Raw genomic sequence first — 19410 nt, 5'->3', positions numbered from 1 at the left:
CGCGGTTGCGGGCTTATTTGTTGCTCATTATCTGCGCTATTCCGGCGATGCCAACACCAAAGGCACCGACCATGTATGTTAAAGCCACCGTACTGGTCAATAGCTTGGCATTTATAGTGCCCTCAGCCACTTTCACCATAATGTCAGCCCATGAATCACTATTCATGATAGTTTCGCTGATTTTTTCCGGAACTGGGAATCCGTTGATATCCAAAACTGTAACCAAGCTAACGAATGCGGTTCTTTTGTTACCGTCAGCAAAAGCATGGCCTTTCGCAATAGCTACCGCGTAATGTGCGGCTAAGCTGAAAGCGGTATCTATCTCATCGCTATACGAGTAAATGTTTTTTACCCGTCCCGCCACAGCTTCAAGCTTGTCTGAATTCATACCCTTTAGACCGGGTTCTGATTCAAGAATTGCATCATGTATTTCTTGAATATCCAGAGCATCTAGAAACAGCAGTTCACTCATCGGTCAGCTAGCTCTTTAATTGTAGAACGGTGTTTCTTCAACACATTTTTAAGAGATGCATTAATTTTACTTTTTGGTGCGTGGCTAAATTTGACGCCTTCGGCCTCACGTTGATGAATAGCATCTTTTATTTGTTGGTTAATTGTTTTGCTCATAACTACATCCTCGTGGTTTATAACTCGAATATAAACCAGTGGCCGACAAAACAAAAGCCGCCTGTTTAGGCGGCCTTTGTATTTATCTGTTTCCATACGGTTTCTAATATGGTCAAACGCTTGTCCATCCGGTAGAGAAACAGCAGCATGGCGACACTATCGGGCGATATCCCCATGCTCGCCAGCTCTTTTAGCAATTCTGTCATTGTTATCCACTCCCGAACCGTTTTTCTAGCCAGCGCTCAACCGCTACGCGTGCCATGCGCCGGAAGCCGAACGTATCAACGTAGACCATTCCCAAGCCATACCAGTAATAATCCGGGATGGTATTGAGTGCATCGAACCCGAGCGCGATATACTTTGCGTAGTCCGGGACAAACGACAAGATCAGCGGTGCCGTGGTAATGATGAGCAGGTATTCGTCTTTCCAGCCGCGCTGGGCAATGCTCATCTCGTCGAGTTTGGCGGCATTGGTGTCGCCTTGCTCGATACGCCTGATGGTCGAGACGGTTTTGGCCTCGCTGATTCGGTCCTTGCGTTCCTGCACCTTGGCTTTATTGTCCTGCCGTTGTCTGTAGAGCGTGACGCCGCCGGATATCAATGTCGAAATCAGTCCAATCATAGCCACCCCACGGAGCGAAGACCTTTGATGGCATACGCGCCGAGAACCATCCCGGCGACGCTGATTGCAATCTTGGTGGCAACTTTTTTGGTTGCGGGGCTCATGCCAGTGTTACCCCCTCCATGACTTCATTTGTGGTGTAGCGATAGCCGACTTCCATCCGGGCCATGGCCTTAATCAGTGCCGCGGCGGTGTCGTCGTTGCGAACGTCGAGCAAGTCATGCTTGCCGTAGCCCGTCCACTGGGCGACCAAGTCGGCGTAATGGTCGCTTTCGTTTTCGTTGCTCGGCGCAAAGGTATGCACGATGCTCTGAATGGTGTTGATGCCGCGGCGCTGGTAGCTGCGCAGGACGCGGGCTGCTGCCCGGAAGCCCCATTTGTCATCGTCGAAGATGCAAAAGCGGCCGTCGCTGCCGACCTGCCCGCGCCACTTGTTGCGCTTGCTGTATTCGATGTTGAGCGGGTTGTTGTTGCGAATCCCGCGCTTTTTGCCTGATGCCATAGTGTCTGTCATCCCTGTTAGCTGGTTCCATGAAAGGCCACCCGAGCGGGCGGCCTGTTTGCGGCTGTTGAGCCAAAGTAAAACGAGGGCCAACGCCAGTAGCCATTTCATCGGTAGAATCCGAGCCCGACAGGCATCGAACTGTATTGCAGCCAGAAGTTATAGCCGAAGTCGTTCATCCCGTTCAGCTTGGTGTAATCCGCCTGGCTGAACTCGATGGTGAGCGAATCCGGCTTGATGTCCGTCACCTTGGCGCTCTTGTAGTCCCGGCAGTTGATAATCAAATGCTGCCTCGGGTCGTACATGTACGGGAAATGGCGGTTGAAGCTGTACTTGACGGTATTGGGGGCCACCGTTTCAAACTTGGCGGCACCTGACAAAGGGTCGCTGTCAATAAAGTGCCCGTAGCTGTCGGGCTGACGGTGATTGATAAACCGGGTCGGGCTCTCACCGTCGACCTCGCTGTGCCAGAGCGCCGCGTCATAAATGTACGCACTGCCGCCGTTTTCCACCTTGAGGAACAGCGCGTACACGCCGGGGCCAGAGCGGGCATACTGGTATAAATCAACGCTTTGGGTCTCTACGGTGATGGGCTCGTCGATATGATGCGTTTTATCCATGACATAGGTGTTTTCGCCATATCGCCAGCTCAGGTCCATGCTGTTGTTGTAGGGGCTCAGCTTGGCAATCCCCACCGTGACCGTTGCACCTTTGACCCCGGTCAGGGTAAAGCGTCCTTTCAGTGCCTTGTGGTCCATGCCGTTCATCGGCACCGTGACCACCTGATAAAGGGTAAAGTCCCGGCACAGCACTTGGAGCGCACCGCTTTCTCTGTCTACGGTCTGCTTCCAGCTCGAAGGGCGACCGTTGGCAACCAGTGACGGATAGCTCTGGGTTTTGTCGAAAGGTACCTCCATGGCCCAGCCGTTTGTGACCAGCATCGAGCCGCGACCGTTGCCCACCGTCAGGGACAAATCCGGCTTCACGCCTGCGGTCATGTGCAGGCTGCGAACCATGTGCGCCAGCGCCCCGGACTGTGACGTCCAGCACTCATTGAACCGCGGGTTGACCAGCAGGTTTTCGGCCCCGCCCAGCCCGGCGATTTTCTCGTACAGCTCGGCAACGGTCAGTTCCATCAGTTCGGCCAGAAACTCAATCTTGTTGCGTGCGCTGCCTGCTGGCAGCCTGTCTTTTAGTGTGCTCATCGGCTCACCTCGATAATTTGAATGGTGTCGCCATCCGTCCCGGCAAAGGTCAGCTCGGCGGTGGTTTCCAGTTTCAGCGGCTCGCCCGGTGCCAGCTCCCAGTCACTGCCGAGGGTCACGGCGTGTAGATTGGTGCTCGGTGCCTTGACCAGAACGTGACAGCGTGACGTATTTTGTGCTAGTGCCGCGGCCCCGGCAGTCAGGGTCAAAACGTGGCTGGATACGGCCTCCCCGCCGACGGGCTTGGTCAGCAGCGGCTTGGTGCCGTAGACGCGAACCGCCTGCCCGGTCTCCAGTTTGACCTTGGGCAGTTCGGTAATGCCGACCTGCTGGCCCGTTGCCAGTGCTACGTCTGGCAGATGCGTCACGGCCAGTTGCTGATTGGCCGCCAGCTGGATAGCGGGCAGTTGTGACACGGTCACCTGCTGGCCGTCGGCAAGCTGGATTTTCGGCAGCTGAGAGATACCAACCTGCTGCCCCGGCGCGAACACCATCGGAGGCATATCGGTAACCGTGACCTCCTGCCCGTCCGTTGGCGGGATGTAGCGCCCGAAACCGCAGATAATCGACACGGTGCCCGCCTCGTCCAAGTTCTCGACGGTAATCCGGCCCGTCAGGCGACTGTCAATCACCTGTGCGCCGGGCTGGAGGCGGTATTCGCCGCGCTCGGTCTGGATGAGCACGGTGCCGGGACAGCTTTCGATATACAGAAACTCGCCGATAGCCTGAAACTGCTCCCGCTGGCGCGGTTGCATCACACGTTTAAACGTCATTTCTTGCCTCCGAAAATAGCCATCATGGCCAAGAAGAAGAAAACCAGCCCGACCATGACGGTCATCTGCTTGGAGGTGGCGACCTGCCCGCCGTCGGCCTTCATCGCGGCGAGGTCTTTAATCGTCGCGAGGTTCTCGGCGTTCTGTGTCGCTTGGTTGCCTGCCAATCCGGCCAGCATCTGTAGATTTTCGCCGTGGGCGGTGCTGACGTGTTCCATCGCATTGTTCGACACCTCGGCGTTGGCCCTGATGGCATCGCGGCCAAAGTCCATCGCCGAATCGACGGTATCCTTGCCCATTTTCAGCGCGGCGGTCGAGACTTGGGTGTTGCTGGTCAATGCCAGCTCGCCCAGCTCGGAGGCGCGGGCCATTGCTCCGTGGTCAGTCATGCTGACATTGATGTTAGAGCCGTTGACGCCCGAAATTGCCACGCCGAGGTTGTCGCCCTGAATGGCGTTCTGGCCGCTGGTATTGGTGGTTGTGGTGGTGTTCTTGCTTGAACTGCTGCCTCCCTTACCCATGCGCCCCCCTGATTAATTCCAGTTGATGAACGGTTTCGGCCTTGCCGTCAAACTCCCTCAGCTGCTCGGTTTGATCAAAGCCGAAGCGGCTCAGAATCCGGCGCATGCCCTTGCGGTAGGTGTGGTAGCTGATGGCGTGATAGCCGCATTGGCTTACCCGCTCGATAATGTGGCTGGCAGCCTGTACCAAACCGCGGCCAGTCATGGCGATGATGTGGTAACGGCTGTCAATCACCCGGCTGACGAACCACAGCTTGATGCCCTTGCCTGCCAGCAGATAAAAGCTACCGCGCCCTTCTTCGAGCAGCGTACGGACGAACTCAAATTCCCCCTTGGGGTCATCCGAGCCGACGAAGGCGGGCTTGAGCAAGTTCAAATGCGCGGCAAAGTCGGCGGCTGTTGGCCTGACTAATCGAAAATACATCAGACCCCCTTGCCCATCAGAAACCACATTCCTGCGAGGACAACAACGAACAGCAGCAGGTTTGAACCGCCGCCACCGCCCATATTGATGGCCCCGACACGAAAGCCCGACTTGTTGTTGGCCTTGGCGCTCGACGGTCCAGCCGAGCCGCCGCCCGCATCAATCGGCATCGTGCCGGAGTTGGTGATACCCGGAATGCCCATCATGCTTTCTTCCCCCATACGATGTTGTAGAGCCACAGCCCCATAACCACCGCGACCAATAGCTTGAGGGTTCGGCCTAGCGCCTCCCCCGTAAATAGCCCGCTGACAAAGCCCACGGTGCCAGCGAGCAACGGCCAGAATAGTAACGGCATCATTTCCCCCTTAGCATCAGGAGCATGAACAGCATCAGCACCATCATGCCGCCGAACATCATCATGCTGGTCGGCATGGTGTTCGCGGGATAAATGGGCTGCCCGGTCGGTTGCTGGGCGGGCTCCTTATGCGTGACGGTGCGGTTTTCTTCCGGCGCGGCAGACGCGACCTTGTCGGCCTCGTGGTCAAACCAAGAGTCGACCAGCTTTTCGCCGCCGCTCAGTACCGAATCGGTCAGGCCGCCCAAGGTTTCCCCAAGGCTATCAAGCAAATCCATGCCGCCCCCTTATGCCGCTTCCGGCAATGCGTTCACCTGCTCAACCGCTTCGATAATCACCGGCACACTGCCGACCTTGTTTTTGTCCAGCTCGAAGGCCAGCTGTTTGCGGGCGGCGGTATTGAGCATGCCGTCGGCACCGAAGCCGTAGCGGATGAAATCAAGGCTGAACCAGCCAACACACTGCTCTTTCTTCGACTGGGCCAAGTCAAACGCGTTGTCTTCCTTGGTGACGTTCAGCTCTTCGAGGTCGTCACGCACGACGCGAACACGCTCGATAGAACCGTCCTTGAAGTGGATGCGCTTGAGGTTCAGTGCCGGGCTGCGCTCGGAGAAATCAAACGGGGTGCGGCCAGTAGCGGCAGCATGCCATGTGATTTCATACAGGCGCGGCATGTAATAGCGCACGCTCTGTGATGGCAGTACATGGGCACGGGCTCGGATGCTCGGCGCATGGATGGCCTTGCCGTCGGCATCGGCTGCGGGCTTGCTTTTCAGGGTGATATAGACAAACCAGATTTCACCGCCCAAGGTGACAAGGTCGGTCTGACGGACGCCGATTTTTGTACGTAGCGTCGGGTCGCCAAACGACACGATATAACGCCCCGGCTCGGCGTAGTTCTTGCGGTGGGCCTGCAACTCGACCAGCGTTTCGCCGCTGATGCTGTATTTTGGCGTACCGTTGAGCGCCACTTCGACGCGCTCGATATCTGCCGGGTCGGTAATATCGGTGACCAGCTCGATACTGTGATACGTCGGGCCAGCGACCAGACGCAATGATGCACGGTTGCCCCAGCCGACACCCTCTACCGGGTCAAGCTCTTTGGGGCGTGGTGCGAAAGGAGTACTCAGTAATTCCATGACCTACCCCTTACCCGATTACATCATCGACAGCATCGACATTGTTTGACGCCCAGACAACGCCCCCGGCGACTACCAATGCAATTACAGCCGTAATCACATAGCCTTTTGTTTTTGCACTCATGTTATTTGCTCTCTGTTGTTGAACGTGATGAATTCCCCAACAGAAAAGCAGGTGATTTGGTTTTAAGGCAAGAAAAAAACAAAATGCTAAGGCTATAGAAATAAAAATCGCTTAGATTTGATTTGCATCTTACTTTTCTAATATTTTTAGTAGCTTACATCGGGAAACTGAGCGTTGAACTATGATACTTTAAGCGCAAATACGATATAAGCACAGAGGATAGAATGAAAGATTCGTTTAGAGGGTTTAGTAAACCCAATAAAGAAGAACTAACACTACTTTGGGATAATGCCATATTTGTATTTGATACCAATGTGTTTACAAATTTATATCGTTATCAATCTGACGCACGAGAAGCATTTTTTAAAATAATGGAGCAATTGCAAGCTAGGATATGGGTTCCCCATCATGTTGGTTTAGAGTATCAACGTAATCGACTTACTACTATTGAAGAACAACATCAATTATTCGATAAGACAAAAGAAACGGTTAAAAAAAACATAAGTGGACTTCAAAAAGAACTAAGCAATCTGAATTTGAAAAATCGGAATAGCCATATCAATCCTGATAAGTTAATTAGTGATATATCATCATTAGCTGACGACTTCTATACTGAGCTTGATGATTTAGAATCTAGAAGTATGAACGTAAACTCCGAGGATTTTATATTACAACGTCTCGAAACCCTTCTCGATGGAAAGGTTGGGGAGCAACCGAGTCAAGAATGTATAAATATTATTGAAGAAGAAGGGAAAGTTCGATATGAAAATCTTATCCCTCCGGGATATAAAGATGCAAAAAAATCAAAAAATGATGATGACTCATTTACGCATGGCGGAGTTTTATACCATAAGCAATATGGCGACTTAATTGTTTGGCAGCAGATTATATCTCGAGCAAAGGATGAAAACCTAAAATCCCTCATTTTTATTACAGGTGACAAGAAAGAGGACTGGTGGCACAAGGTAAAAGGTAAGACAACGGGCTTCAGGCCTGAGCTTGTTGACGAAATATATAACAAGACCGAACTTGATTACTTTTATGCTTACAACATAGAACCTTTCATTAATTACGCTCGTGACTATCTTAATACAAATGTTTCTGATGGTGTAATTGCGGAAATTCGCGAAGTTACAAACCTTCCATCACTGGGTAAAGAAGAACGGTCAAATAGTGTAATAAGTCGCATTAGAAATTTCATTGAATTGTTGAATTTTACTAGAGGGGAACTTAACCTAGAAGGTGAGCTGGCTTCTCTTGATTATTTTGATGATGACTTCCTACATCTAGGGGAAGAGGAAGAATACTATGAAAGATTAGACAAAATAGACCAAACCCTTTTGGAATTAAATCATAAAAAAGCAATGGGTTGCGAAAGAAAAATAAAAGAAAAGGCTAACAAAAAACATATGGACTTAGCTCTAGGAAAAGCTCAGTTTGAATTGTTGAAAGAAATCAAGAGAAAGCAAGTAGAGCCCAAGTGATGAAGTAAATAACAGCTAACCACATTAGTGTTAGCTGTTATTTTACCAGCTAATCACCCCCTTACTCCATTCTTTCCCATCTTGTAAGATATACTCAAGCTTCCTTAGTGGCATTATCTTTACCGCCGGAATCCCCGTTTTTTGCTGAAGGTAGCGGGCACTGTCATCGGCTTTTTGCATCATCACACAGGCATACTGGCAGTTATCTATGATGGTTTTTGATACCTCCTGACCACGCTGGAACATGTTAATAGAATGCAGGCCGTACTTGCGCCCTAGCCTCAAAATCTTGCCGTGGTACCCAGTTGCCTTCGCAGTGGTATTGCTGTGCTCGGCCACTTCTTCACAAATCACCTTGAGCGGTTTTTTGTGCTTGCCATTTCCCACGCCCCAGACCACAGAGCAGAACTTATCGAAATCGGCCTCGGTGGTTTCGTGCTTTGGCGTGTAGGCTATCTTGAAACCCTGATTGGTTTTGCGTCCGGCGATAAGCGCTACCGCAAAGTCTTTGAGCTTGTCGTAGCCGCGAACTACCCGTCCGGCGAGTTTTCCTTCGTAATCATTGAGCGGGTCGAATATTGCGACTTGGTCGGCTGCCTTGATAAACAGCTTTTTGGCTGCGGAAGTCTTCCCGCAGCCAGACATACCAACCGCATACGCATGGTGATTATCTAGCGCATTGTTCTGGTTGATAGGTTGGAGTTTCAAGCGGCCTCCTGTTGATGGTCATCGTTGGCGGCTTGCTTGGCTTTCTCTTTGGCCGCGGCGATATCGGCAGCTTTCAGCTGTTTGACCTGCATCCAACTGGAGATAGCCAACATGCCGATGGCGGCGACGGCCATGATTTCATCCATGTAGGCAGCGAGCCAAGGCGGCGGATTGCCGCCATATTTCACAATGAGCGGCGCAACTTTGTAGGCCACTGCCTCGGACTGGTCAGGGTCGAAGCCGAATTCAGGGTGAACCAAGGTTTTCATGGTTTGCTCTACGGTCATCAGGCCGATGAATACGACTCCGGCTGCCGCTTCGGTTTCGGCTTTCTTGTCGTCTTCTTTGGCTTTAACCGATGTTGGGTCAAAGTCCTGGCTGTCATCATCCAGTGTCGACAAAAATGCTTTTTCGTCTTGCTCTGAATGGGTTTCGATGGCCGGAGTGTCGCCCAGTTCGGCATCGTTTACGGCTAAGTTTTCAGTTTCCATACGTTTCCTTTGGTTTAGTTACGATAAACGGGTAATAGCGCCGCCTGTCAGGCCGCCCAGAATGACTCCGGTCAGGATTACGCGCCAAGCACTCGGCTTTTTGTCCGGTTCCGGCTCCGTGGGTGTTTCGGTTTGTTCCGGTTCAACCGTCGGCTTGTTGTCAGCGGGGACCACTTCGGGTTCGGCTAACGTCGGCTTGTCATCGGTTTGGTTTGCCTCCTCGCTGGCCGTCAGCTCGGCCATGGTGGCGAAGTACTGCTTAAATCTTTCCTGAATACGGGGGCCCGTGCGCTGGTCGGTACCGCAGTTGTCACACATTGAGTACAGGAATTTTTTACGCTTCCCTCTGGCTTGGTGAATTGTCAGTATGTCGCTGCAATTACACCGCTTTCCGCCCAGTGTCGGGTTGATGGTTTTGCGAACGGGCCAGCCGTTTGAGTCCTTAGCCATGTTTCCCTCTTTGCTCCAGTTCCATCAGTTTGGCGTTAACGCCGTTCATCCATGCCAGCACCAAGCGCAGCGGGGTCATGATTTTGCCTGCCACCATGCTGCCCTTGGCCTTGTCGACTTCCTTGCCTAGCTCTGACGTTATTTGTTCCAATCTATCCATTTCGCATCGTTCCCTTATATTGCTATCCATTGTTCGTATTCATGACGGACGCGCATATGCTTGGCGCGTTCCGCCTCGATATCGCCTTCCGGCGGTGTCAGCGGGTCACTCAATACGCTATGCCAGTAGGCCCGCCTGTCTTCAAAGCGGCGGTACTGGCTGGCGTACTCTTTCCGGGCTACGGCTTTGGCCTCGCTGACTGACTCGATGTATTCGGTGTCGTCCTCCACGGTGACGGGAGTCATCGACCAGCCGCGGGCTCCGGCGGCCCAGAGCAAAAAGTCATAGGCTTTGGTTTCGGCCTGCTCGCCATCGAATGACAGGCAGAAAATGTTCTTGGTGTGGGCGTAGACCTCCCGGCTTCTGGTCTGGTCGCGAACCGTCTTCATTTGGTGTTCAAGCCGGATAATACGGGCGGTCAGCTTGTTGACGTCCTGCTCGGGCTTTTTGGCCTTTTTCGCTATCGCTTTCGCCTTGATGGTTTGGTCTAGCTGCTTTTCAAGCCGCTTGAGGTGGCGGTTTAGCGGCCTGCGCCATTGCTCCAGCTTGTAACCGCATTCCTTGATGATGGCGGTGATGTTGTCGGCCTCGAAACTGGCAATACAGTCCCATGCCGGAGCACGGCTGCACTGGGCAATGTTGTAGCGGTTGCCTTTTATCAAGCCTTGGTCGGCGTTCTCGCCCTTGGCGGCATAACCGACTGCCTTGATGATGTAAGAGCCTGCGGCTTTAGGTTGCCGGATTCGCTCTAGGTGGGCGAAGCCGTTGCCCCATAGCTTTTCGAGCCGCTGCGACCATGCCGAGAACAGCGATTCAGGGACTGCCCAGTTAAGCAGTACGTGTACATGAGGGTTGGGCTCGCCGTCATCGTTGGCCGGGCATTCTGCCACCCAGATATAATGAAAATCTGCCGTTTCTTCCGTGGGGCCGAACTCGCTGGGTTTGCTGTGACCGGGAATACGCTTTTCGGCCTGTATGCGTGTTTTCTCGCCTGTTTCGGCATCTTTCTCGACGGTATGGCTGGCTGTCCAGCCGCGCTGGTACATTTTTTTCGCCCCGTCGAGGAAACGGGATACTTCCCGGCCAATGGTGGTTTCGGCTTCCTTGGTGATGGTGAATTCTTGTTCCGGCTTGAGGAATGTCGGGGTATACGGCCCGGCAATCTCGCCGTCTTCGTTCATGACCTTGACCGTGCCGTCATCAAAAATGTCGACGGTGGCCGCCGGGTCATCGGCCAAGGTGTCGATATAGCAATATGGCCCGGCAATGTCCTCGACATACGTTGCCATGTTGCGCCTGATGCTTACCGGGGTGTTGGTGCCGTCGGTACACCTGAGCTGCGGACGGCCCGACAGCATCGAACGCGGGCCGCGGGTTTTGCTCGCTGGCAACGGCGGCTTGGGCAAGGTGCAATACGGGGCGGCATCCCCCTCGACCATGCCGCCCATAATCCGAAAGCGCTGCTCTTGGGTGAACGTCAGGGTCAGGAAGGTACAGAAACCGCCATGACAGGTGGCGACATAGGCACCGGACTCAAAAATCTTGCTGACGGCCCGTTTGGTCAGGCTCTCGGTGAAACGGTCGCCTTCCTGTGCATCCGGTGCGCCGCTGCTCGGGGTCTGGGTGTAGAACTGGACTTTGCACTGCCCCGACCAATCACGCTGCATTAGCCTGACCATGTTCGGGGTGACTTTGGGCTCGACCACCTTGGTTTTGCCTTTCGGCGACAAGATACGGGCGCTGAATTCGTCACCCGAGAGCGCGTAGAGCGTATCGTGGCTGTAGACGGACTCGGTACTTGCCAGTACGGTATCACCGCGCTGTAGCTTGCGCTCCTGTCGCAGAATCTTGTCTAATTGGGCCTGTTGCGGGTGTGTCGGACTTTTGCGCCCTTGGACAAGCCTATTGTTCCCGGCACTCCGTGCCGCCGCTTCGCGGAGGTGTTCGGCGCTAACTTTCGGCAAAGAGCGTTCGTGCTCTTTTTGCATATCGGCAAGAAAGACGTTCTGTCTGTTGACGCGTTCCAGCTCCCAAGCGGCAGTCGTTTTCTGTGACGAAACTGCCCCTTCGGGTTGCGGGCCACAAAAATGGAATCCTAAAAAACCGCTATCATAAGCGGCTTGGTTGTTTTGGGTCTGGTCATGGGGCTGGACAGCGCCAGCCACATACAGCAAATCGTTAGTTCGGAGCATGAATAGCCCCCATAATCCAACACATCACGCCGACAATTGCCCACGCATAGACAATGGCACTGCTGAACTCTGACGGCTTAGGTGCCGTCACTTTTTCTGCTCGCCCTCCTGACCAACCGATTAAAACGGCAATAAACCAACCGAAGGCGAACCAGCCAAAACCGAAGTCTTCCATTAAAGCCCCCTTAATGCAGCCAGCTCAGCACGTGTCCGGCCTGCATCATTGAGAAACTGGATTGCCAAACGGCGCTCGCCGTTAAGGCGGAAGTTTCGCGCCAGTATCAGGCTGGCGCGGATTTCTCTTTTCAGGAGGTGGTACAGGTTATTGTTCATCACAGGCCACCCATGACATCAACAGCTCGGCGGAATGCCTGAAAAACTCGACGGTATTCAGCAGCATCATTGAGCAGAAAGGCAGCATTTTCACGGTGACCATTCAGGCGGCTTTTCTTGGCTAGCTGGACAGAATTGATGCATTCAACTTGGGCTAGCAAGGCCAAGTGCTCGGCTGTAATGGCTTTGTCTAATGGAATGGCGACTTCATGCAACGGCATAGAGGAAACCGCCGCCCCCGAAGGGGCTTTGGTCACTTGCTTTGGGATTCTCTGAATTGAATCATTAATCTGTTGAACGGGAACAAGGCACTTGCTCCAGAATTGAACCGGGATACCGTCTGCAATAAACGCCCTTGCGGAATTTGGTGTTAGTTCCAAGGCTTCTTTTTCTATATCAGGCGGCAATGGACTTTCGTCCTTTGGAACCGCGAAGATGACCTGAAGGTTTTCTCCGTCTGTCAGCAGGAGATATTTAGTGTTGAAGTCTGCAAATATCATAGTTGTCCCCCTTCAATCAAATCGAAGGCGAAAACGACGTAACCTTCCTGTTGAGCAAAATCAGTGATGTACTTGATGCGTACAGAGACATAGCGTTCAGCGTCATAAAGGTGGGCATATTCGCCGACTTTGAAGTCGCGGTCATTCTTACGAATCTCGAATGTTTTCACTCCTTTGATGATTGCTTCGAGGTATTCGGGCTGGATTTTTAGAACATGCGTCTTCATAGCGCCACCCCGCGAAACTTAGCAAGGGCTGCTGCAAGCTTTTCTGACTGAGAAAAGTCAGGTTTTCTTTTGTTCATAATTACATTATTTGCAGCCGCTTGGGCTTCAAATAAATCACTTAAGCTTACCTTCTGACTATGCTCATATCGATAGGCAACTCGGATGGCATCCAATGCAAAATCAAGCACTTTCCAGCCAGAAGTTCTACGAGTTGAACCGACGGCTCGCTCGGCCTGATAAAACAACTTATAAAGTTTTTTGTGAGCATTCATAAAGCACCCCCAATCCCAAATCCTGCGATAGAATGCTTATATTCGGCCTCTTCGGCCTGACGCTCTTCGCTGGTCTTGAGGCTGAACTTCTCCCGTAGCCGTTCAATCGCTGCGAGGGATTTGGCGGTCAGCTTCGGGTCGGGGTTGGAACAGCCTGCCATATCCGGACAGGGGCGATGTATCGGGCTGGTGACAATATGTCTCTGATTTTCCATAATCTTATCTCCCAATAAGCAAGTATTTGCATGTGCATATATAAGATTACTCAACTTTTAGTTATGCACAACCTATCGTAAGGTATGGGAAATAGCATTTTGATCGCCTATTATTTAACAACTAATGGATTTCGGCGGGCTCTTTATGACTTATACAAATGAATTATTGAACATGGTAAAAACCAAGTTCCGTCTGACCTCAGAGTATAAGCTCGCGAAGAAATTAGAAGTTAGTGAAGCTCGTTTGTATAAATGGCGAAAAGAGCTAAACTCAATGGACTGGAATATGGCGTTCAAGGTCGCCGATATTCTGGAAATGGACGATCAGAAAGTCGTCTACGGACTGCTCGAAGATAAATACGAAAACCAAAGACTTATCAATGCGTTAACGGAAGGTCGCCCGGCCTGAATTCCCGCTAAGTATTTGACCCTACTATACATAATACGCACTGGGATATGTAGCCACAAAGTTGAAATGTCTCTTTTCTGCAAAGTGAAATGTCCTGTTTTTCCTACGGTGATCAGTACCTATCTGATCTGTGTGAGATTAACAAACGATGTTGGTAACCATGAATGACAAAGAGATTTTACGCCTAAGTGCTATCCGGGATGTTTGTGAAAAACGTATTCGACGAATGGATGCAGCCCGAATACTTTCACTAAGTGTTCGGCAGATCCAACGATTAGCGACACGCTTTCGTCAACTTGGTGCTGCAGGAATAAGTCACCAGCGCCGAGGCAAGCCATCACCCAACAAAATTAATGACGATACTCGACTTAAGAGCCTTAAATTAATTCATGAGCACTATCAGGACTTCGGCCCAACACTGGCTCATGAAAAACTCACTGAGCTTCATGGCCTTCACGTTTCAGTTGAAACTCTGCGCCAATGGATGATCGCTGACGGCTTGTGGGTCATGCCAAATGTAATTCTCGTGTCTACCTGCCGCACCACCGGCGTGATTGTCTGGGCACTGATTTCAACCGCCGCTTTGCCTGATGGTGCTACATCCATTCCTCACGGATCACTCCTAGCTTTATAGAGTCGTAGTATTGCCCTTGAAAATAACGCACCTTTCTCAGCCTCGCTTCAAGCGTCATACCAATTGATTGAGCGCAGGCCACCATTCTAGGATTACCAGACCATGTAGTTAAACCAACGCGCTCTATTTCTAAAGTATCGAACAGATGTGTTATCCATGGAATTAGGGCTTTGCGACCAACCCCTTTGCTCCAATAGCGACTATCGTAAATGATAACGCCAACTTCTAGCCACCTTGTCCTTTTATCTTCCCAGTAATAAGAAACACTTCCAATAGCTTCGCCCTTATAGTCGATTACAAGCGCGTCAACGCCATCACAGAGCCGCTTGAACAAATTGGCTTCAAATTCCTTAATAGTAGGCGTGATATAAGGAAAATACGGGCCATTGAATTTTGTCCACTCTTCATCAGACGTGATCAACGAGTACAATGGTTCTTTATCCTCAGAGGTAGCAACTCTTAGTGTTATATTGTCGTTGTAGAGCATAATTCCTTCATCAATCATAGTTGACTATCAGCTGTTGCCACAGAGTGAGTGACGGCGTAACAAGCAAAGACAACATTTCTCATTTATTATCGTTATTCTATCAATTTATCAGCATTATATGTAGGTAGAAAAGTTAAACTAAATCTAAATTAATTTGTTCAGCGTATTTTTCAATACATTTATACCTATTATTAGAACACACAAACTATTAATTGAAATCTATGAAAATGTATCCAATACAGAGCAAGATTGTAATATCTACTACGTAGACAAGCAGTTGCTTTCAATGATCATACATATGTCATGTTATTGTGATTTATCAATACTGAGTTGATTCATAATAAGGAAAAGTTAATTTAAGTGACACCGTCACATATATTGTATTAATTATATTCATTACTCTTGTTGAATATCTAGCGGCAACTCCCCCTTTTTGGCCTGTTTGTAAGTAATTGAATTATTTAATCATTATGCTTTTGTTGATGACACCTGTAACACTTAATTACTTATATAAATGTTGTTAAGGAATCACCACTACTCTATCTCTAAATAACAAATAGTTATACCTATTTGCAATATTTGAGACCATATCGAATAGAATATGCAACATGTGTATGTTAGTGTGATTGTGTATAAGAAAATAAGTATAAAGATATTGTTGTACAATTAATTGAGGGAAATGGTATGGATATCAGACCACAAGATGTACATGGATTTGAAACAGATGTTATACACCTATATTTACAAGATATAGCACAAAAACCACTGTTGTCTAAAGTTGAAGAAATTCAATATAGCCGTAAGAGCTTATTAGGCGATAAATTTGCTAAGGCAACGATGATTGAAAGCAATCTTCGACTTGTTGTGAGTATTGCAAAAAAATATCGTGGTAGCGGCATGCTATTAAGTGATCTAATCGATGAAGGAAATATTGGTTTGATTACAGCTGTTGAGAAATTCGACCCTGAACGAGGTTTCCGTTTTTCAACCTATGCCACATGGTGGATAAAGCAAACTATCGAGCGCTCTATTCACAACCAAGCTAGAACGATTCGACTTCCTGTTCATGTGTCGAAAGAGATTAATACAATCCTACGAACACACAAGCAATTGATGAAGATCTCAAACCAAGAGCCAAGTCACGAAGAAATTGCCGCGAAACTTGAACGAACCGTAGATGATATTTCAGGAGTGTTAGCGCTAGACGCTCCTGTCATGTCTATAGATCAAGCAATAAACGAAGATACAAACTCACAGACAATTTCAGCATTTATTGCTGATGATTCTTCAACACAACCAGATACAGTGATTAATAAACAAGATATCAATAAACTTGCTATTTCTATGCTAGACAGTCTCAACGAGCGGGATCGAGAAATAATATGCCGTCGTTTTGGCCTATTAGGCCATGAGATACAGACATTACAGCAGGTCGCAGATGAAGTGGGTTTAACCAGGGAGCGTATCCGTCAATTACAAGTCAGTTCCCTGAGCAAGCTTAAGAACACATTAAAACGTAACAATTATGACCTTGAATTACTATTCTCAGAAATTGCTTAACGATCACATCAATAATGGGTGTTCAGCAAGGCTGGACACCCACTATTATGTTCATTCTTCTAAGCTTCAAGTAATTATGTTGTTAGTTGCTAGCTCAAACTGAGCCTCTTCTCTAAATCATCGTCTTCTAACAAACTGAATTTTCCTACTTTTCTTATACTGTTGATACCACTTTCAAACCTCTGGCATTCTAATGTTCCAAAAAATACTAAGTTCAATACTTGTCATATTCCTACTGAGTGCTTCACCTATGGTTGCCGCTAACAGCACTAAGAATGAGCAATGCGTAAAAATACGCACCAAAATTGACAAAATTCATAGCAAGATGCGGCATAAATACACCAACAAGCAAGGCGTGAAGTACCGAAAACAACTGGATAAGCTATACAAAGACGAATTTAAATACTGTTTTTAGTCATTCTCGTTACTAAAGTGGCGTTCTAGCGTTAGATTGCTGATACTTAAATGATGTTCAGACCGACATCAGAAGGTTAACAGTGAAGAAACTAGCCGTCTTACTTACCACCTTCATCTTGTCCTCCTGTGCGAGTTACAGCGTAACTGAAGGTGAAATTCAGGATTACCTGGATAACCGCGCAACTTTTGAGCGTACTGTTGGAATTAAAGGCTTAGCCTATGCCAATGTTAAGTTTAGCAATATAAAGGTAGGTATAGGAAGAGTAGCTGATGACCGTGTTAGCCTTGACGCAAAATCTCAAGCAAAGCTCATGATTTCGGGCCAACGACCGCAAGATATTGCGATAGATGTTAGTTTCAGTGCTGTGCCTTATTACAACAAAGAAGAAGGTGCTATTTTTCTGAACGATCTTGAAGTTGAATCGTTAGATTTAACACCGGACGAGCTAACTAATTTTGCAGGCAAACAACTTCTTTCATCAATTGTTGAAATGGTTGGCCAGTTTATTTTAACCCAGCCTGTATACCGTTTAGATGAACACGATGCTAAACAGTCATTGCTAAAAACAGCTAGACCGGAACTATTGATCAAAAATCATTCATTAGTAGTACAAATGTAGAGGTTAGACTCAATCCTTGAGTTCTTATACCGATCTACATAAGTATTTGGCGTTCGACTAGGGTTCCAGCTTTGATTGTTCTAGAAAATTAGTGCCTGCAGCTTCATCTATAATGTGCACAGCCCGTTCAGCCTCAAATGCTTTTTTCATTGCTTCAGCTGCATAGTTACGTACAGTTTTGCCCTGTGTACTAATCACTAAAACAATGAACAACAATACCATTAAGACACCAGAAGAGACGATGAAGATCACTTTTTTGACAATACGCTTTTCTGACTGGTGTAATTCTTCCTGAATTAATTCAAGTACATCATAGTTGGTAAGGTTCGGGCGAACCTTTCTTTTTGCTGTCATTAGTCATATCTATATATGTATGTAATGACAGGACATTAGCAGGATAGGCTTAACATTAACTTAATCGATATGAGAAGCAGAGCCTTATTACGTAAAAAGGGATAAATATGTGAATAGGCTATTCATTATATGGTTGTGAAATGTATTTTATTTAATGACAACAAAGAAGTTATAGTGCATTAGGTGATATGATACTAACAGCCTACTGGCTGCTAGTACAAATGAGATTACTAAATAAAAAGCTTATATCCACAGAAGAGTACTATCAGTAACCAAACTGGACAATTTCGATATTTCAGTAGTAAATAACCAGCTACAACTGCAACAACATCAAAGACCGACCCAACCGATGTCAACAATACAGGCTTAACAAACGCACTTGCCAGCAGCCCTACTACACTTGCATTTACTAATATAATCGATGCCTTCAATCGGCTGTGACTAACCAAGGCATTCCAAGCAGGAAGAAAGGCAAACAACAGTAGGCTTCCTGGCAAAAAAACAGCAATGGTAGCAATTAAGCTTCCTAATACAGGAGAATCAGTCAAAGATGATGCGCCGAGATAACTTGCCATAGTAAACATTGGGCCAGGAACAAGTTGAGCTGACGAATAAGCACTCAGGAAAGAATCTTGATCTAGCATACCGTCAAGCATAGGTTCCAACAAAGGAAGTACTACGTGGCCACCGCCGAATACAAAACTGCCAGCCTGATAGAAAATGTTAAACAAGCCGAAGAGTTCTGATTGACCAGCAAGCATTGGCATGACCAAAAGCAACACAGCAAAAAAGCCTAGTACCATGATATTTGGCCTTATCAAAGCATTCTCGTTAGGGCGCCTCTGGACTTGTTCATTTATCAGAGAAAGCAAGAAACCAATAAGTGCAGAACAAATTATAGGGAAAATCTGTCCGGTTAATCCTGTGCTGAAATAAACGCTGACGGCAGTCAGACATGCAACACTAAACGTTAATTTACTTGTTAAATTCTTCTTTGCCATTCCCCATAACGCATCTGCAACCACGACTACTGCCAGCAGTTTTGCTGCCTGAATGATGGTGTCTATAAGTGCAAGATCGCTGTATTGCTGATTACCAATAGCCAACAAAGTCAGAATTAGAAACGATGGAAAAGTAAAACCGACAAATGCTGCAGCAGCACCAAGGTAACTTGCCTTTTTATAGCCTATATACATACCCAGCTGACTGCTCGCAGGGCCAGGCAAAAACTGGCAGAGGGCCACTGCATGGGTGAAATCCTGATCAGTTAACCATTTTCTATTGTCGACAAATTCCCGTTGAAAATAACCAATATGCGCGGCTGGTCCGCCAAAACTATATAAACCTAAAACAAAGAATCGCCATAACACTGTAAACATACAACCTCCGAATGAGGCTCTCATCATATTCCACCTTATATAATCGATAAAATCGTTCAATTTAATATCTCACATCGATAGCGTTAATAGTCATAAGTGCGCAGATAAAGATCCTTCAAGATCAGGATAATCGACTGCGCTAGCAATATTGATGAAAGTTTATTACAGCAGTCGTCGAATCATTGTTTACAGGTGTGGACAAGATCGCAACACCTTGAATTTAAAG

Annotated in this window: 32 protein-coding genes; 5 read left to right on the top strand and 27 right to left on the bottom strand. The window is 48.4% G+C overall.

The genetic code is table 11. The features are described from left to right. Positions 1-13: 13 nt before the first annotated feature. From EDI28_RS14570 to EDI28_RS14525, 13 genes are all read right to left on the bottom strand, one after another. Positions 14-472 (bottom strand): type II toxin-antitoxin system death-on-curing family toxin, encoded by a 459-nt coding sequence (locus EDI28_RS14570; protein ID WP_128784609.1) that lies wholly within the window; start codon positions 470-472, stop codon positions 14-16. After that, positions 469-627, bottom strand: a complete 159-nt coding sequence (locus EDI28_RS27005; RefSeq protein ID WP_164918566.1) for a hypothetical protein — start codon at positions 625-627, stop codon at positions 469-471. The genes EDI28_RS14570 and EDI28_RS27005 overlap by 4 nt, the downstream gene beginning before the upstream one ends. Before the next feature lie 65 nt (positions 628-692). After that, positions 693-833 carry a hypothetical protein gene (locus tag EDI28_RS27000; RefSeq protein ID WP_164918565.1) on the bottom strand — a complete coding sequence of 47 codons (141 nt, stop codon included), beginning with the start codon at positions 831-833 and terminating at the stop codon, positions 693-695. 2 nt (positions 834-835) lie between these two features. Beyond that, positions 836-1249, bottom strand: a complete 414-nt coding sequence (locus tag EDI28_RS14565) for a hypothetical protein (protein WP_128784608.1) — start codon at positions 1247-1249, stop codon at positions 836-838. 100 nt (positions 1250-1349) lie between these two features. Then, complete coding sequence (locus EDI28_RS14560; protein ID WP_199287434.1) at positions 1350-1862, bottom strand: virion protein; 513 nt, start codon at positions 1860-1862, stop codon at positions 1350-1352. After that, complete coding sequence (locus EDI28_RS14555; protein ID WP_128784607.1) at positions 1859-2956, bottom strand: hypothetical protein; 1098 nt, start codon at positions 2954-2956, stop codon at positions 1859-1861. The genes EDI28_RS14560 and EDI28_RS14555 overlap by 4 nt, the downstream gene beginning before the upstream one ends. After that, positions 2953-3729 (bottom strand): hypothetical protein, encoded by a 777-nt coding sequence (locus EDI28_RS14550; RefSeq protein ID WP_233353384.1) that lies wholly within the window; start codon positions 3727-3729, stop codon positions 2953-2955. Before EDI28_RS14550 ends, EDI28_RS14555 begins: the two co-directional genes overlap by 4 nt. Then, positions 3726-4250 carry a chemotaxis protein gene (locus EDI28_RS14545; RefSeq protein WP_128784606.1) on the bottom strand — a complete coding sequence of 175 codons (525 nt, stop codon included), beginning with the start codon at positions 4248-4250 and terminating at the stop codon, positions 3726-3728. The genes EDI28_RS14550 and EDI28_RS14545 overlap by 4 nt, the downstream gene beginning before the upstream one ends. Next, on the bottom strand, positions 4243-4674 hold the full coding sequence (locus EDI28_RS14540; protein ID WP_128784605.1) for a hypothetical protein: 432 nt from the start codon (positions 4672-4674) through the stop codon (positions 4243-4245). The genes EDI28_RS14545 and EDI28_RS14540 overlap by 8 nt, the downstream gene beginning before the upstream one ends. Continuing rightward, positions 4674-4880 carry a hypothetical protein gene (locus tag EDI28_RS14535; RefSeq protein WP_128784604.1) on the bottom strand — a complete coding sequence of 69 codons (207 nt, stop codon included), beginning with the start codon at positions 4878-4880 and terminating at the stop codon, positions 4674-4676. The genes EDI28_RS14540 and EDI28_RS14535 overlap by 1 nt, the downstream gene beginning before the upstream one ends. Further along, entirely contained in the window at positions 4877-5032 is a 156-nt protein-coding gene (locus tag EDI28_RS26995) for a hypothetical protein (RefSeq protein WP_164918564.1), read from the bottom strand. The genes EDI28_RS14535 and EDI28_RS26995 overlap by 4 nt, the downstream gene beginning before the upstream one ends. Further along, positions 5029-5307, bottom strand: a complete 279-nt coding sequence (locus EDI28_RS14530) for a hypothetical protein (RefSeq protein ID WP_128784603.1) — start codon at positions 5305-5307, stop codon at positions 5029-5031. Before EDI28_RS14530 ends, EDI28_RS26995 begins: the two co-directional genes overlap by 4 nt. A gap of 9 nt (positions 5308-5316) precedes the next feature. After that, positions 5317-6168 (bottom strand): major capsid protein P2, encoded by an 852-nt coding sequence (locus EDI28_RS14525; protein ID WP_128784602.1) that lies wholly within the window; start codon positions 6166-6168, stop codon positions 5317-5319. A gap of 348 nt (positions 6169-6516) precedes the next feature. On the opposite strand from EDI28_RS14525, the gene EDI28_RS14520 reads away from it, so the two are divergent. Further along, entirely contained in the window at positions 6517-7776 is a 1260-nt protein-coding gene (locus tag EDI28_RS14520; protein ID WP_128784601.1) for a PIN-like domain-containing protein, read from the top strand. A gap of 42 nt (positions 7777-7818) precedes the next feature. Here the strand turns inward: EDI28_RS14520 and EDI28_RS14515 are convergent, their stop codons facing one another. From EDI28_RS14515 to EDI28_RS14475, 11 genes are read right to left on the bottom strand one after another with little or no spacing between them, the layout of a single operon-like run. Continuing rightward, positions 7819-8421 carry an ATP-binding protein gene (locus tag EDI28_RS14515; RefSeq protein WP_128784737.1) on the bottom strand — a complete coding sequence of 201 codons (603 nt, stop codon included), beginning with the start codon at positions 8419-8421 and terminating at the stop codon, positions 7819-7821. Positions 8422-8480: 59 nt separating this feature from the next. After that, complete coding sequence (locus tag EDI28_RS14510) at positions 8481-8975, bottom strand: hypothetical protein (RefSeq protein ID WP_128784600.1); 495 nt, start codon at positions 8973-8975, stop codon at positions 8481-8483. A gap of 18 nt (positions 8976-8993) precedes the next feature. Next, positions 8994-9425 (bottom strand): hypothetical protein, encoded by a 432-nt coding sequence (locus tag EDI28_RS14505; RefSeq protein WP_128784599.1) that lies wholly within the window; start codon positions 9423-9425, stop codon positions 8994-8996. Beyond that, positions 9418-9585, bottom strand: coding sequence for a hypothetical protein (locus tag EDI28_RS26990; protein ID WP_164918563.1), 168 nt, complete (start codon positions 9583-9585; stop codon positions 9418-9420). The genes EDI28_RS14505 and EDI28_RS26990 overlap by 8 nt, the downstream gene beginning before the upstream one ends. Before the next feature lie 14 nt (positions 9586-9599). Next, a complete protein-coding gene (locus tag EDI28_RS14500) occupies positions 9600-11777 on the bottom strand; it encodes a hypothetical protein (RefSeq protein WP_128784598.1) in 2178 nt (725 codons plus the stop codon). Next, on the bottom strand, positions 11764-11952 hold the full coding sequence (locus EDI28_RS14495; protein WP_128784597.1) for a hypothetical protein: 189 nt from the start codon (positions 11950-11952) through the stop codon (positions 11764-11766). The genes EDI28_RS14500 and EDI28_RS14495 overlap by 14 nt, the downstream gene beginning before the upstream one ends. After that, positions 11952-12110, bottom strand: a complete 159-nt coding sequence (locus EDI28_RS26985) for a hypothetical protein (RefSeq protein ID WP_164918562.1) — start codon at positions 12108-12110, stop codon at positions 11952-11954. Before EDI28_RS26985 ends, EDI28_RS14495 begins: the two co-directional genes overlap by 1 nt. Then, the gene (locus EDI28_RS27350) at positions 12110-12610 is read right to left on the bottom strand and encodes a hypothetical protein (protein ID WP_233353383.1); all 501 of its coding nucleotides are present in this window, start codon (positions 12608-12610) and stop codon (positions 12110-12112) included. Before EDI28_RS27350 ends, EDI28_RS26985 begins: the two co-directional genes overlap by 1 nt. Next, complete coding sequence (locus EDI28_RS14485; protein WP_128784596.1) at positions 12607-12837, bottom strand: DUF3850 domain-containing protein; 231 nt, start codon at positions 12835-12837, stop codon at positions 12607-12609. The genes EDI28_RS27350 and EDI28_RS14485 overlap by 4 nt, the downstream gene beginning before the upstream one ends. Beyond that, positions 12834-13109 carry a hypothetical protein gene (locus EDI28_RS14480; protein WP_128784595.1) on the bottom strand — a complete coding sequence of 92 codons (276 nt, stop codon included), beginning with the start codon at positions 13107-13109 and terminating at the stop codon, positions 12834-12836. The genes EDI28_RS14485 and EDI28_RS14480 overlap by 4 nt, the downstream gene beginning before the upstream one ends. After that, positions 13106-13324: a hypothetical protein gene (locus EDI28_RS14475; protein WP_128784594.1), complete on the bottom strand. Its 219-nt coding sequence runs from the start codon at positions 13322-13324 to the stop codon at positions 13106-13108. Before EDI28_RS14475 ends, EDI28_RS14480 begins: the two co-directional genes overlap by 4 nt. Positions 13325-13469: 145 nt before the next feature. Here EDI28_RS14475 and EDI28_RS14470 point away from each other — a divergent pair, with 145 nt between their 5' ends. Continuing rightward, the gene (locus tag EDI28_RS14470; protein WP_128784593.1) at positions 13470-13733 is read left to right on the top strand and encodes a transcriptional regulator; all 264 of its coding nucleotides are present in this window, start codon (positions 13470-13472) and stop codon (positions 13731-13733) included. 160 nt (positions 13734-13893) lie between these two features. After that, a complete protein-coding gene (locus tag EDI28_RS14465; protein WP_128784592.1) occupies positions 13894-14367 on the top strand; it encodes a helix-turn-helix domain-containing protein in 474 nt (157 codons plus the stop codon). Here EDI28_RS14465 and EDI28_RS14460 read toward each other — a convergent pair. After that, entirely contained in the window at positions 14330-14854 is a 525-nt protein-coding gene (locus EDI28_RS14460) for a GNAT family N-acetyltransferase (RefSeq protein ID WP_128784735.1), read from the bottom strand. The genes EDI28_RS14465 and EDI28_RS14460 overlap by 38 nt on opposite strands. A 684-nt stretch (positions 14855-15538) precedes the next feature. Here EDI28_RS14460 and rpoS point away from each other — a divergent pair. Both rpoS and EDI28_RS14450 read left to right on the top strand, forming a co-directional pair. After that, positions 15539-16414 carry an RNA polymerase sigma factor RpoS gene (gene rpoS / locus EDI28_RS14455; RefSeq protein WP_128784591.1) on the top strand — a complete coding sequence of 292 codons (876 nt, stop codon included), beginning with the start codon at positions 15539-15541 and terminating at the stop codon, positions 16412-16414. Positions 16415-16911: 497 nt separating this feature from the next. Further along, positions 16912-17451 carry a YceB family lipoprotein gene (locus tag EDI28_RS14450; protein ID WP_128784590.1) on the top strand — a complete coding sequence of 180 codons (540 nt, stop codon included), beginning with the start codon at positions 16912-16914 and terminating at the stop codon, positions 17449-17451. Positions 17452-17508: 57 nt separating this feature from the next. Here EDI28_RS14450 and EDI28_RS14445 read toward each other — a convergent pair whose 3' ends face one another. Further along, entirely contained in the window at positions 17509-17805 is a 297-nt protein-coding gene (locus EDI28_RS14445; protein ID WP_128784589.1) for a hypothetical protein, read from the bottom strand. A 230-nt stretch (positions 17806-18035) separates the two neighbouring features. Beyond that, entirely contained in the window at positions 18036-19184 is a 1149-nt protein-coding gene (chrA, locus tag EDI28_RS14440; RefSeq protein ID WP_128784588.1) for a chromate efflux transporter, read from the bottom strand. Positions 19185-19410 lie beyond the last annotated feature (226 nt).

Source organism: Photobacterium chitinilyticum (assembly GCF_004104355.1).
GTDB classification, from domain to species: domain Bacteria; phylum Pseudomonadota; class Gammaproteobacteria; order Enterobacterales; family Vibrionaceae; genus Photobacterium; species Photobacterium chitinilyticum.
This window is presented reverse-complemented; position numbering and strand designations above follow the sequence as displayed.